Source organism: Glycomyces algeriensis, assembly GCF_027622855.1.
Taxonomy (GTDB): domain Bacteria; phylum Actinomycetota; class Actinomycetes; order Mycobacteriales; family Micromonosporaceae; genus Glycomyces; species Glycomyces algeriensis.
The window spans coordinates 470,227-481,912 of sequence record NZ_JAPZVR010000001.1 but is presented as its reverse complement, the minus strand read 5'-3'; the positions used below and the strand labels follow the sequence as shown (position 1 = coordinate 481,912).

The following is an 11,686-nucleotide window of genomic DNA, read 5'->3' as shown; positions in this document are numbered from 1 at the left end:
GAAGCGGACCGCACGCTCCCTCCGGGGGCGTGCGGTCCCGTCGTTCACCTCTTCGGTTCGGGGAAGAGCTCGGCGATGAGGGCTTCGACGCGGGCCCTGATCTCGTCGCGGATGACCCGGACGGGCGCGATGCCCTGCCCGGCCGGGTCGTCCAGCTTCCAGTCGAGGTAGCGCTTCCCGGGGAACACCGGGCAGACGTCGCCGCAGCCCATGGTGATGCACACGTCGGAGGCCTCGACCGCGTCCACGGTGAGGATCTTCGGCGACTGGTCCGCGATGTCGATGCCGACCTCCCTCATGGCCTCGACGGCCATCGGGTTGACGCTCTCGGCGGGGGCCGAACCGGCCGAGCGGACCTCGACGCGGCCCGCCGAGAGGTGGGTGAGCCACCCGGCGGCCATCTGTGAGCGGCCGGCGTTGTGGACGCAGACGAAGAGGACTGAGGGCTGCTCAGACATCGGCGGTGTTCCTTTGCGGTCGGGTGTCGAAGAATCGGCGGGCCCACAGGCTCACGTAGACGAGGCCCACGAGCACCGGGACCTCGATGAGCGGGCCCACCACTCCGGCCAGGGCCTGGCCGGAGGCGGCGCCGAAGGTCGCGATGGCGACGGCGATGGCGAGTTCGAAGTTGTTGCCGGCGGCGGTGAACGCGAGCGTCGTCGAGCGTTCGTAGTTCAGGCCGATGGCCTTCCCGAAGAGGAAGGAGCCGGCCCACATGAGCGCGAAGTAGACCAGCATCGGGAGCGCGATCCGGACGACGTCCATCGGCTGCCCGATGATCGCTTCGCCCTGCAGGGCAAAGAGGACCACGATCGTGAACAGCAGGCCGTAGAGCGCGAACGGGCCTATCTTCGGCAGGAGCCGCTCCTCGTACCAGTCGCGGCCCTTGCGGCGCTCGCCGATGCGGCGGGTCAGGTATCCGGCGGCGAGCGGCACGCCGAGGAACACGGCCACATTGAGGGCGATCTCCCAGCCCGAGACTTCGAGGCCGGTCGAGTCGAGGCCGAGCCAGCGCGGGAGGGCGTCGAGGTAGAGCCAGCCGAGTGCGCCGAAGGCGATGACCTGGAAGACCGAGTTGAGGGCGACGAGGACGGCGGCGGCTTCCCGGTCGCCGCAGGCGAGGTCGTTCCAGATGATGACCATGGCGATGCAGCGGGCGAGGCCGACGATGATCAGCCCCGTCCGGAACGCGGGGAGGTCGGGCAGGAAGATCCAGGCAAGGGCGAACATGAGCGCCGGCCCGACGAGCCAGTTCAGGACGATCGAGGAGACCAGAAGCCGCTTGTCAGCGGTGACCGAGTCGAGCTTGTCGTAGCGGACCTTGGCGAGGACCGGGTACATCATGAGCAGCAGTCCGGCCGCGATCGGAAGGCTGATGCCGCCGATCTGGACCGCGTTCAGCGCCTTGCCGACCGCGGGGACGAACTGGCCGATGGCGATGCCTGCGAGCATGGCCGCGCCGATCCACACGGGCAGGAACTTGTCGAGCGTCGAGAGCCTGGCCGGAGACGCGGTGGCGAGGTCGGTGCTCACGCGTTGGACTCCTGCAGGACGGCGGGCTGCGGGACGGCCAGCACTGCCGAGAGCAGGCCGAGCGCTTCGGCCCGGGCCCGGTAGTAGACCCAGGTGCCGCGGCGTTCGGCCGTGACGAGCCCGGTCTCCTTGAGCACCTTGAGGTGATGGGAGATGGTGGGCGCGGTGAGGTCGAACGCGTCGGTCAGGTCGCAGACGCAGACCTCGCCGCCCGCGTGGGAGGCGATGAGCGAGAGCAGCCGCAGCCGCACCGGATCGCCGAGCGCCTTGAAGGACGGGGCGAGCCGCTCGGCCTGGCCGGCATTGAGCGGCTCGCTCACGAGGGGCACCCGGCAGTCGTCCAGATCGCCGCGCGCAGCGATATGAACAGGTTGCTTAGACATGCGCCTATTTTGGCAGACGTCTAATCAAGCGTCCATTCGCGTCCCGATAGTTCTCACCACAGGTGCCCCCGGGCCGCTCCGGCCGGCGGAACGCGGTCCGCCGGTACGGGGAGCAGGCCCGACTGGGCCTTCGCTCAGTTCCTCAGCCGAGGGCGTGGTCCAGCAGGAGCGCCATCACGGTCTCGAGCGGTGCGCCGGTGTCGATCTCGAGTGTCGCGCCCTGGCGGAGCAGCGGTTCGACCTCCGCCTGGTCCTGCAATGCCCGCTCCAGTTGGCCAGGGCGCTTGCCGTAGTCGTTGCCGGTGCGCTCCAGGAGTCGGCGCCGCACCACCTCCGGTGCGGCGCTGAGCAGTACGATCCGGTCGAAGTCGGGGTAGAAGCGACCCTGGTTCGAGACGCAGCCGCCCACGAAGAGCGGGTTGCCTCCTGCGGCCAGCAGCTGCCGGAGGCGCGCCTCGTTCCAGACCCAGCCGGGCTCGGCGGTCGGCTTCGGCGGATCGATGTCAGGACCGGGCGAGCAGTAGCCGCCGTAGTCGGTGTCCACCGCCGCATGTCCGCGGGCAGCGAGTTCCGCGACGACGGTGGACTTGCCGACTCCTGACACGCCCGTGATGAGCACCCGCTTCATGACGCCAAGCTAGCAGGCGGGTCAGCCGCAGCAGCCGGACTTCAGCTGCGGCAGCTCGACCCGCTCACCCGCGCGACCGTGGAGTACGCCAGTGGCGAGGCCCCGGGGACCGACGGCCACCGGCTCGGGCTGCTCCGTGCCGCAACCGGAGTCGGCACTCGTGCCGCACCCGGCGTCGTCGGCGGCGGCAGTGGTGCCGCAGCAGCCCCCAGACTCCGCCGCGTCGGCGATCGAGGTGGCGTCGAGCGCCCGGCTGGATGAGCAGACGCCGGTCTCGGGCAGTTCCAGTTCGACCGCGTCGGCGGCCTCGCGGTCGCCCGCGAGGGCCGCGGCGATGGACCGCACCTGCTCGTACCCGGTGGCCAGCAGGAAGGTCGGGGCGCGGCCGTAGCTCTTCACACCCGCGATGTAGAAGCCCTCGTCGGGGTGGGCGAGATCGGCCTCGCCGTGCGGCGGGACCGTGCCGCAGGAGTGGAAGTTCGGGTCGATGAGCGGGGCGAGCTTCGCCGGGGCCTCAACGGTGGCGTCCAGGTCCAGGCGCACTTCGCGCAGCAGTTCCAGATCGGGCCGGAACCCGGTGGCGGCGGCGACATTGTCTGCTTCGATCGCCACGGCGAGACTGCCGGTCCTGCCGGTGACGGTCACCGATCCGTCTGCGGCCGTGTCGAACCCGGAGATCGTGAAGGAGGTGACCAGCTCGATCGCACCCGACTCCACAAGGCCCTTGAGACGGGTGCCGATCGTGCCGCGCGCCGGTAGCGCGTCGGCCGTGCCGCCGCCGTAGACCTTCGCGGCGGACTGGCCCCGCACGGCCCAGGTGATCACGGTGCCCGGTTCGGTCTCGGCGAGTTCGGCCAGCACGATGAGGGTGTTGGCGGCCGAGTGGCCCGCGCCGACGACGAGGGTGCGCTTCCCGGCGAAGCGGGCGCGGTCGGCGCCGAGGACGTCAGGGAGCGGACCGGCCTGCCAGGGCGCGTCGGCGGTCTCGCCAGCTGCGGGCAGGCCGTGGGCGCCGAGCGGGTTGGGCCGGCCCCAGACGCCCGACGCGTCGATCACCGCGTCAGCGACCACATCGGACCATTCGCCGTTGCTCACCGTGCGCAGCAGGTAGGACCGGCCCTCGCGGCCGATGGTGTGGGTCTTGTCCGCGTCCACGCGGCTCACGCCGGTGACGCGAGTGCCGTAGCGGACATGGGAGCCGAGCGCGGCGGACAGCGGCTCGAGGTACCGTCCGATGAGTTCCGCGCCCGTGGGCAGGCCGTCCGCGTCCGGCTCGGCCCAGCCGGCGCTTTCCAGGAGTCGCCTCGCGGCTGTGTCGATGTCGAAACGCCAGGGCGAGAAGAGGCGAACGTGCCCCCACTGGCCGACCGCCGCCCCGGCACTCGGGCCGGCTTCGAGCACGACCGGGGTGATGCCGCGCTCGAGCAGGTGGGCGGCGGCGGCCAGGCCGACCGGTCCGGCCCCGATGACGGCGCAGGTCGCGGCCGGGCGGGTGGTGAGAGACATGGTGACCTCCTTGCAGTGGTCGCGCCGATCGCGATCACATGAATTGATGTAAGTAATACCAGCGATTGCTGTTGATAGCAAGTTCTGTGGTTTACTTGATCGATGAGCCGCCTGATCGAGATCGAGTTGACCGACGTCACCGCCGAGTCCGACGAGAAGCTCGTCGAGCGCGCCCGCGACCTCGCACCCCAGTTCAAAGCCCTCGCCGACGAGAACCGCCTGGCGATCGTGATGCTCCTTTCCGAGCGCGACCGCACCGTGCGCGAACTCACCGAGGCGACCGGTCTCGCCCAGACCCTCGTCTCCCACCACCTCGCGCCGCTGCGCGAACTCGGACTTGTCACCGTGACCCCCAAGGGCCGCAGCAACATCTACGCCCTGTGCTGCGACGCCTTCACCGGCCCGATGCGGGCGCTGGCCGGCCTCTCGACCGCCACCAGTTCTCAAGGCTGCTGAGCCAAGGGCCGCTGAGCACGCGAAAGGGCCCCGCATCATTGAGATGCGGGGCCCTTTCGGCGTTCGTCAGGCTGCGGCGAGGCCGGCCAGCGCGATCGTGTGGCCGGTGCGCTCGACCTTGGCGCTCAGGTACCGGACGTTGCTGTCGGTCGCGAAGACGCCCGTGGGGACGGTCGCGGTCACGTCGGCGCCGAGGTCGCGGAGCTGGCGGGCCTTGTCGGGGTTGTTGGTGAGGAGCTCGAAGGCGCCGGTGCCGAGGGCCTCGAGCATCTGGGCGGCGGCGGTGTAGTCGCGGCCGTCCTCGGGCAGGCCCAGGGCGGCGTTGGCCTCGTAGGTGTCGAGGCCGCCGTCTTGGAGGGCGTAGGCGTCGAGCTTGTTGTACAGGCCGATGCCGCGGCCCTCCTGCCGCAGGTAGAGGAGGACGCCGCCGCGCTCGCTGATGCGTTCGACGGCTTCGCGCAGCTGGGGGCCGCAGTCGCAGCGGGCCGAGCCGAAGACGTCGCCGGTCAGGCATTCGGAGTGGAGGCGCACGAGGGGGGCGGTGCCGGGGGCGGGGTGGCCGAGCACGAGCGCCAAGTGCTCCTGGCCGTCGGCGAGGCCTCTGAAGGTGACGGCCTCGGCGGTGGTCGCGTAGCCGTCGGGGAAGGTGAGAGGGATGGTGACGCGGGTGCGGACCGCGGCGGTCGCGTGAACGGTTTCCATGTCGTCTCCGATGCTCAACCGTTTCAAATTTGAACTGCTTGGACTAAGGTACAGTTGAGTTCAAATTTGAACAAGGAGTTAGGCTGGAGGCATGGGTCACACGAATTGGCTGAACGAGGAGGAGATGAACGCCTGGATCGCGTTCATCTCGGCGGCGACCCTCGTCGACCGCGAGCTCGACCAGCAGCTCAAGGAGGACATGGGCCTCTCCCACCTCCAGTACCAGATCCTCATGACCCTCAACCGGGCCGAAGCCGGCGCGATGCGCATGACCGAGCTGGCCGAGCGGATCATCAACTCCAAGAGCGGCCTCACCTACCAGATCGGCCAGATGGAGAAGGCCGGGCTCGTCACCCGCCGCCAGTGCGAGTGGAGCAAGAGCGGGGTCCTCGCCGAGATCACCGCCGAGGGCCGCGCGACCCTCGAGCGCGCCGCGCCCGGGCACGTGGAGGCCGTGCGGGAGATCCTCATCGACGTGCTCACCCCCGAGGAGCGCAAGGCCGTGGCCGACGGGCTCGGCCGGGTGCGCGACCGCATCGCCGAACGCAAGCAGGGCGGCACCTGCTGGTAGCCGCACCGCGGGAAATCGGACCACCGAAGGTACAGCCTGCGGGATCCCCAGCGGGGCAATACCTTTCATAGACTCTCAAATGCAATAGGAACGACCGGGCCGCGCCCGCGCGGTCCGGTGTACTTCGGGCAGAAGGACTTCCTGCATGAGAGCATCCACCCGTTACCTCACCGCGGCCGGTTCGGCCGCGGTCCTCGCGATCACCCTCCTCGCCGCGTCCCCCGCGGCTGCGGGCTCCGGCCACCACGGCATCGACTGGCAGCCGTGTCCCGACACGGACCCGGCCGAAGCGGTCGAGTGCGCCACGATCGAGGTCCCGCTCGACTACGACCGCCCGCGCGGCGAGACGATCGAGATCGGCCTGGCCCGCAGGCAGGCCGCGAACCCTGACGAGAAGCTCGGCACGATCCTCATGGACCCCGGCGGGCCCGGCGGCTCCGGCGTCGACTCGGTCAAGCAGTACAACCCGCTCACCGGCGAGGCCGCCGAGCGCTTCGACATCGTCGGCTTCGACCCGCGCGGCGTCAACACCAGCACGCAGGTCCTCTGCGGGATCGACGCCGTGGCCGCGGTGGACGCCGTCGGCGTCCCGACCGACCAGGACTCGTTCGAGGCCCTCGAGGACGCCAACGCGGCACTCACCGAGGACTGCCGCGAGCGCACCGGCAGGCTCTTCGACCACGTCTCGAACCTCGAGACCGTCGAAGACATGGAGCGCATCCGCCGCGCGCTCGGCGAGGGCAGGCTCAACTACCTCGGCTACTCCTACGGGACCATCATGGGCCAGCAGTACGCCGAGGCCTACCCGCGCAAGATCCGCACCATGGTGCTGGACGGCAACATGGACCACAGCCTCGCATCGGTGTGGGAGTTCATGAGCACCGAGACCGAGGCCGTGGAGGAGAACTTCGCCGCGTTCACCGCCTGGTGCGCGGGCGCGCCCGCATGCGCGCTCCACGGCGAGGACGTCACCGCGCTCTACAGCGAGATCAAGGCGAAGGCCCGCGCCGGGGAGCTCCTCGACCCCGACACCGGTGAGCCGCTGGACTTCTACGCACTGTCCATGCAGTACACGTTCGCCGCGAACTCCCCGCACGCTTGGCCGAGCCTCGCCGAGGCGTACGTCGCGATGCGCGACGGCACACCCCTCAGCGGCCTCACCGCACTGCAGGAGGAGGACGAGGTGGAGCACCTCTACTACCCGGCCTGGTGCCAGGACTACGGCTGGGAGATCGAAGACTACGAGGAGCTCGCCGACCTCCAGGAGCGCCTGACCGAGGACTACCCGAACGTCGAGTGGACGCCGTACAACAACCACGCGCTCACCTGCGTCGGCTCCGGCATCGAGCACACCAACGAGCGCGAGGAGCTGGACGTCGACCACGCCCCGCCGATCGTGTTCATCGGCAACGAGCACGACCCCGCGACCGTGTACGACTGGACGCTGGCCTCCGCCGAGCAGGCCGACGGTCACCTCGTCACCTACGAGGGCTACGGGCACACCGTCTACGGCGGCATCTCCGAGTGCATCGACGAAGCGGTGAACGCCTACTTCGTGGACCGGGCCGTTCCTGAAGCGGGCCTGAGCTGCCCGAACCTGGACTTCCCGGGAGTGGGCGCGCTGAACGACCGGCGAGTGCCGCGCACCGCCGGCCCCTTCTAAGGATTTGCAGCGGCGGCCGGGCCCCCCAGCCCGACCGCCGGGCGCGGCCCCCCCCCGCCGGCCCTTTTCTAGTTTTTGCGGGGGGGGGGGGGCCCCCCCCCCCCGCCCCCCGCTTTTCCCTTACCCCCCAGTGAGGTCTATGACGACTTTGACGTCGTCGGGTTCGCCGCGGAAGGCCTCCTCGAAGCGGCCCAGGGGCACGCGGCGGGTGATCATGCGGCGGAGCCAGGCCCGGTCGGCCTCGGCGAGCTGCCGCGCCGCCTCCGCGTAGTGGTCCAGATTGGCGTTGACCGTACCGAAGACCACGTCGTTCTCCAGCACGATCTGCCGGTTCACGCCGCCTGCGTCCACATCGGACGTCCGTCCGGCGGATGACACGCCGGTGAGGCAGGTGATCCCGAAGGCCCCCGTGGCGCTGATCGCGTCGAACACGAGGTCGGCCACGCCGGTGGCCTCGATGACGATGTCCGGCTTCGCGGCCTCGACCGCGGCGGCCATGCTCTCGTGGTGGTAGGCCGCGCCGAGGTCGGCGACGAGCTTCGGCTTGGGCCCGTGGTCGTTGTGGTCGTAGACGTGGACCTCGAGCCCGCGCCGCGCCCCGATCAGCGCGGCCAGCAGCCCGATCGGGCCCGCGCCGGTGACCAGGACCGACTTCGGCTCGAACCAGGCGCGGGAGCCGATCCGGTCGATCTGGTCCCAGGCCTTGGCGAGCACGCTCATCGGCTCCAGCAGCACGCCCACATCGGACAGCTCCGGGTCGAGCTTGACGGCGTACTCGGCCTCGACGGTCCACAGCTCGCTGCCGTAGCCGTCGAGCTGCTTGATGCCGCGCTCGGTGTAGTCGCCGTTGCGGCACGAGTCGAACTGGCCGCGGGCGCAGGCGCCGCACGGTTCCGGGTCGGGGCGGCGCACCACGCCGACCACCAGGTCCCCCGCGGCGAAATCGCTGCCTTCGGGCGCGGTCTTGACGCGGCCGAGCGACTCGTGCCCGATGACCATCCGGTCGGCGCCCTCGGGCGCCCAGCCGTACTCGCCGTTCGCGAGCTCCTTGTCGGTGCCGCACACGCCGAGCGCCAGGCCCTCGACGAGCAGCTCGCCCTCCCCCGGTGCGGGGTCGTCGATCTCGGCGAGCTCCAGAGTGCCCTGCTTCCCAGGGGCGAAGGTCAACGCGCGCATGGCGGCTCACTCCCTCTCGACGGGCTCGTGCGCGGGCCGCACGGCACGCGGGCCGGGAGCGTCCACTCGTAATGCTCGATGCGCGAAGCCAAGTCGTCCCACTCCCTCCAAGGCGGCCGTTCCTTCGTCCCGCTCGGCTACCCAGACGGGCCGGGTGTATGCCTGCGGTGGACCAGATCACCGGCACAACCGTGCGGGACGAACCGAGCACGGGAGCGCGCGGCGACCGGTGCCGCCGGTACTCACCATGCCACGGATCAAGCGCCGCCGCAGGTGGATCGGGTCGAACCGGTCGGAGAACGGCACGCCGTAAGGAGCCGGCGCCCGTCAGACTTGAAGGCCTTTCACGAAGAAGTCGAGCGAGTGCGAGACCTCCGGGAGGCTCGGCGCGTGGTTCAGGTGCCCGTGCGTCATGCCATGGGCCACGTACGACTCGACCGGGACGCCGACCTCGCGCAGCTGGCGCTCCAGCAGATCGGCCGAGGCGCGCAGGTCGTCGTACTCCGAGACGACCAGGCGGGTGGGCGGCAGGCCGTCGAGCCGGGCCGCGCCCGGGAGCGCGTTCGGCGGGATGTCGCTGATGCGGCCCACGTAGTTGCGGACCATCTCCTCGACCCCTTCGGCCTCGAAGCGGAACGGGAGCACCGCCATCTCGGCGCTCAGCGCCGGGCTCACCGCCGGGTTCGGGTAGTGCGCGAAGGGATAGGCCAGGAGCAGCACGTCGGCCGGGCGGCCGCCGAGGTCCCTGGTGCGCAGCGCGGCCGTGAGCGCCAGCGCCGCACCGGCGCTGGCGCCGCCGAGGCCGATCGGCGCGCCCTCGGGCAGCGGCTGCTCGCACCACCAGTCCCAGGCGACGAGCACGTCGTCGCCGGGCACGGGGTACTTGACGGTGTCGTTCGCGAGCCGGTAGTCCACGGAGGCGACCGCGACGCCCGCGCGGCGGGCGAGCTCGATGCTCACGACGTGGGCCTCGAACATGTCGAGGTCGCCGTATTTGAAGCCGCCGCCGTGGCACCAGAGCACCGAGCCGGCGAGTTCGCCTTCGGGGCGGTAGAGGCGCAGCGGGATCGGGCCGTGCGAGCCCTCGATCACGGTGTCCTCGACCGTGATGCCGGTGGCGTCCCAGGCGAGGGCCTCGCCGATGTACTCGCGCATGTAGGCCTGCGCGAGCGCGTCCTTCGCCTCGTCGGTCTCGCCCGGCGCGGTGGCCTGCTCGAGGCCCCGGAACATGGTGGTGAAGTACTCGTCGACCGGCAACGCCGCCTCCTCGGATCAGTGCCGCAGGATCAGTGCAGCACCTGAATCATGGCGTGCGTGCCGCTGATCCGCCAGTCCGGGGAAGCGTTGTCCAACTCGGTGAGACGGGCCGGGGGGATGCCGACCGCGAGGTCCGACTTCGCGGTGCGGAGGGCGGCCACGTCGCCCGGGAAGTACGCGACGACGTCGCCGAAGGGCGTGGCCGGGTCCCACTCGCGGTCGCCGACGAGGCGGCGGTAGTTCAAGTCGCCCTTGACGATCACGAGCCTGGCCGCGCCGTAGTCGCGGGCGAGGCCGGGCGGCAGGTGCCGGTAGGTGGAGGGCAGCGCGTAGAAGCCGTGGGTGCGCACGCGCAGCGACTCGTCGCGGATCGCCTCGCGCAGCCGCTGGGCGAGGGCCTGCACGGGCTTGTTCGGGTCGGCGTCGAGCGCGTCGAGGGTGGCGAGCAGGTCGTTGCCGGTGGCGTCCGAGACGAAGTACGGGTGCGGTTTGAGGTGGAGCTCCACGACACCGGTCTCCAGGAGCGCGTCCACCAGGGCGAGGTCGGCGGTGAGCTCGCGGCCCGCGTTGTCGGCCACCACGATCACCGGTCCGCCGCCGGGGCCGTCGACGAGGTCCCAGACGGCGGCGCCGTCGTCGACGACGACGCCGCTGCGGCCCGCGATGTCGGTGGTGGTGCGGAAGCCGAGGTCGGCCTGGTTGCCCCAGAGGCTCGCGTGGAGGAGGGCCTGGCGGCGCTCGGTGCGGTCGCGTTCGCTGAGCGCGGCGTAGGCGTCGAGGTCGGCCCGGATCTCGGGGCCGGCGAGCTGCGCGTGCTTCTGCGGGGCGAAGAGGTCGACGCCGCACCAGGGGCTCTCGGTGTCGAAGTACTCGGTGGCGTCGAGGAGGCGGCGGTAGAAGTACGACTCGGCCCATAGGTAGGGCAGGGCGCTCCAGGGACGGCCGGCGCACGCGGCGAGCTCGGCGGCCCAGAACGCCTGGTTCGGGCCCGGCGGGACCTCGGGCGGGACGGTGCCGTCGAGGCTCTCGGCGAGCAGTGCCTCGAGCCGGGCGCGGATGCGCGGCGGGTACGGGTGGTCGGCGATGAGGTTCGCGATGAGCACCGGGTGGCGCTCGTGGAAGCACGAGCGGCTGAACGACCCGGGCCGGTCGATGCCGATGCGCGGGGGCGGTTCCGGGCGCAGGTCAGCCATTGCCACTCCGTTCGTTCGCGGTTGCGCCGGCCAGCGCGGTGATCGCGGGCCGGAGTCGGTCGGGGTCGTCGCCGGTGAGGGCCAGGTGGTGGAGGGTGCCGGTGAGGGCCAAGGCGATCGCTTCGGTGTCGGTGCCCGCGGCGAGGCGGCCGAGGCCGCGTTCGGCGGCGAGGTACGCGGCGGCGGCCTGCTCGATCGCGTCGAGGGCGGTGGCCTCGCCGAGGACGTCGTGGACTCGCCGGGCGAGGTCGGGCCGGAGGACGAGGAGGCGCGCGAGCGCGGCGAGGGGCTCACGGGGGATGGCGAGGAGGGCGTCGGCCAGGTTCGCGGCGGGGTCGCCGGTCCCGGCGCGTGCGGAGAGGCGGCCGGCAGCGGCTGTGACGACGAAGGAGCGGTCGACGGCGTAGGCGGCGAGGAAGTCGTCGAGGTCGGCGAAGTGGGCGTAGAGGAGTCCGGCGGCGACGCGGGCTTCGGTGGTGACGGCGCGGCCGCTGAGCCTGCCGGGGCCGTCGCGGAGGATCACGCGCTCGGCGGCGGTGAAGAGCTGCTGGCGCAGCTCGGGAATGGCGACTCCTCTTGGCACGGGCCCAGTGTAGCGGGCGGCGCAGGGCCCCTCGC

At 71.2% G+C, this 11,686-nt stretch carries 13 protein-coding genes; 3 read left to right on the top strand and 10 right to left on the bottom strand.

Annotated elements, in window-relative coordinates:
* Positions 1–44 precede the first annotated feature (44 nt).
* From O2L52_RS01950 to O2L52_RS01930, 5 genes are all read right to left on the bottom strand, one after another.
* Positions 45–458, bottom strand: coding sequence for an arsenate reductase ArsC (locus O2L52_RS01950; RefSeq protein WP_270113614.1), 414 nt, complete (start codon positions 456–458; stop codon positions 45–47).
* Positions 451–1,533 carry an ACR3 family arsenite efflux transporter gene (gene arsB / locus O2L52_RS01945; protein ID WP_270113613.1) on the bottom strand — a complete coding sequence of 361 codons (1,083 nt, stop codon included), beginning with the start codon at positions 1,531–1,533 and terminating at the stop codon, positions 451–453. Before arsB ends, O2L52_RS01950 begins: the two co-directional genes overlap by 8 nt.
* Positions 1,530–1,916: an ArsR/SmtB family transcription factor gene (locus O2L52_RS01940; RefSeq protein WP_270113612.1), complete on the bottom strand. Its 387-nt coding sequence runs from the start codon at positions 1,914–1,916 to the stop codon at positions 1,530–1,532. The genes arsB and O2L52_RS01940 overlap by 4 nt, the downstream gene beginning before the upstream one ends.
* 142 nt (positions 1,917–2,058) lie before the next feature.
* On the bottom strand, positions 2,059–2,544 hold the full coding sequence (locus O2L52_RS01935; RefSeq protein WP_270113611.1) for an AAA family ATPase: 486 nt from the start codon (positions 2,542–2,544) through the stop codon (positions 2,059–2,061).
* A 21-nt stretch (positions 2,545–2,565) separates the two neighbouring features.
* Positions 2,566–4,050 (bottom strand): NAD(P)-binding domain-containing protein, encoded by a 1,485-nt coding sequence (locus O2L52_RS01930; RefSeq protein ID WP_270113610.1) that lies wholly within the window; start codon positions 4,048–4,050, stop codon positions 2,566–2,568.
* Positions 4,051–4,152: 102 nt separating this feature from the next.
* Here O2L52_RS01930 and O2L52_RS01925 point away from each other — a divergent pair, with 102 nt between their 5' ends.
* Positions 4,153–4,506, top strand: coding sequence for an ArsR/SmtB family transcription factor (locus O2L52_RS01925; protein ID WP_270113609.1), 354 nt, complete (start codon positions 4,153–4,155; stop codon positions 4,504–4,506).
* Between the two features lie 66 nt (positions 4,507–4,572).
* On the opposite strand, the gene O2L52_RS01920 is transcribed toward O2L52_RS01925, so the two are convergent.
* Complete coding sequence (locus tag O2L52_RS01920; RefSeq protein WP_270113608.1) at positions 4,573–5,208, bottom strand: GTP cyclohydrolase II; 636 nt, start codon at positions 5,206–5,208, stop codon at positions 4,573–4,575.
* A gap of 91 nt (positions 5,209–5,299) precedes the next feature.
* Here O2L52_RS01920 and O2L52_RS01915 point away from each other — a divergent pair, with 91 nt between their 5' ends.
* Positions 5,300–5,779, top strand: a complete 480-nt coding sequence (locus O2L52_RS01915; protein WP_270113607.1) for a MarR family winged helix-turn-helix transcriptional regulator — start codon at positions 5,300–5,302, stop codon at positions 5,777–5,779.
* Positions 5,780–5,924: 145 nt separating this feature from the next.
* Positions 5,925–7,442, top strand: a complete 1,518-nt coding sequence (locus tag O2L52_RS01910; protein WP_270113606.1) for an alpha/beta hydrolase — start codon at positions 5,925–5,927, stop codon at positions 7,440–7,442.
* A 120-nt stretch (positions 7,443–7,562) separates the two neighbouring features.
* On the opposite strand, the gene O2L52_RS01905 is transcribed toward O2L52_RS01910, so the two are convergent.
* The 4 genes from O2L52_RS01905 to O2L52_RS01890 form a co-directional block, all read right to left on the bottom strand.
* On the bottom strand, positions 7,563–8,618 hold the full coding sequence (locus tag O2L52_RS01905; RefSeq protein ID WP_270113605.1) for a glucose 1-dehydrogenase: 1,056 nt from the start codon (positions 8,616–8,618) through the stop codon (positions 7,563–7,565).
* A 327-nt stretch (positions 8,619–8,945) separates the two neighbouring features.
* On the bottom strand, positions 8,946–9,875 hold the full coding sequence (locus O2L52_RS01900) for an alpha/beta hydrolase (RefSeq protein WP_270113604.1): 930 nt from the start codon (positions 9,873–9,875) through the stop codon (positions 8,946–8,948).
* A 29-nt stretch (positions 9,876–9,904) separates the two neighbouring features.
* On the bottom strand, positions 9,905–11,068 hold the full coding sequence (locus O2L52_RS01895) for a damage-control phosphatase ARMT1 family protein (protein ID WP_270113603.1): 1,164 nt from the start codon (positions 11,066–11,068) through the stop codon (positions 9,905–9,907).
* The gene (locus O2L52_RS01890; protein WP_270113602.1) at positions 11,061–11,651 is read right to left on the bottom strand and encodes a TetR family transcriptional regulator; all 591 of its coding nucleotides are present in this window, start codon (positions 11,649–11,651) and stop codon (positions 11,061–11,063) included. The genes O2L52_RS01895 and O2L52_RS01890 overlap by 8 nt, the downstream gene beginning before the upstream one ends.
* Between the last annotated feature and the right edge of the window lie 35 nt (positions 11,652–11,686).

What these genes read in the sequence shown, in the direction of transcription:
- O2L52_RS01950 (WP_270113614.1), bottom strand. Translation starts at nt 458, where the DNA reads ATGTCTGAGCAGCCCTCAGTCCTCTTCGTCTGCGTCCACAACGCCGGC.
- O2L52_RS01940 (WP_270113612.1), bottom strand. Translation starts at nt 1,916, where the DNA reads ATGTCTAAGCAACCTGTTCATATCGCTGCGCGCGGCGATCTGGACGAC.
- O2L52_RS01935 (WP_270113611.1), bottom strand. Translation starts at nt 2,544, where the DNA reads ATGAAGCGGGTGCTCATCACGGGCGTGTCAGGAGTCGGCAAGTCCACC.
- O2L52_RS01930 (WP_270113610.1), bottom strand. Translation starts at nt 4,050, where the DNA reads ATGTCTCTCACCACCCGCCCGGCCGCGACCTGCGCCGTCATCGGGGCC.
- O2L52_RS01925 (WP_270113609.1), top strand. Translation starts at nt 4,153, where the DNA reads ATGAGCCGCCTGATCGAGATCGAGTTGACCGACGTCACCGCCGAGTCC.
- O2L52_RS01920 (WP_270113608.1), bottom strand. Translation starts at nt 5,208, where the DNA reads ATGGAAACCGTTCACGCGACCGCCGCGGTCCGCACCCGCGTCACCATC.
- O2L52_RS01915 (WP_270113607.1), top strand. Translation starts at nt 5,300, where the DNA reads ATGGGTCACACGAATTGGCTGAACGAGGAGGAGATGAACGCCTGGATC.
- O2L52_RS01910 (WP_270113606.1), top strand. Translation starts at nt 5,925, where the DNA reads ATGAGAGCATCCACCCGTTACCTCACCGCGGCCGGTTCGGCCGCGGTC.
- O2L52_RS01905 (WP_270113605.1), bottom strand. Translation starts at nt 8,618, where the DNA reads ATGCGCGCGTTGACCTTCGCCCCTGGGAAGCAGGGCACTCTGGAGCTC.
- O2L52_RS01895 (WP_270113603.1), bottom strand. Translation starts at nt 11,068, where the DNA reads ATGGCTGACCTGCGCCCGGAACCGCCCCCGCGCATCGGCATCGACCGG.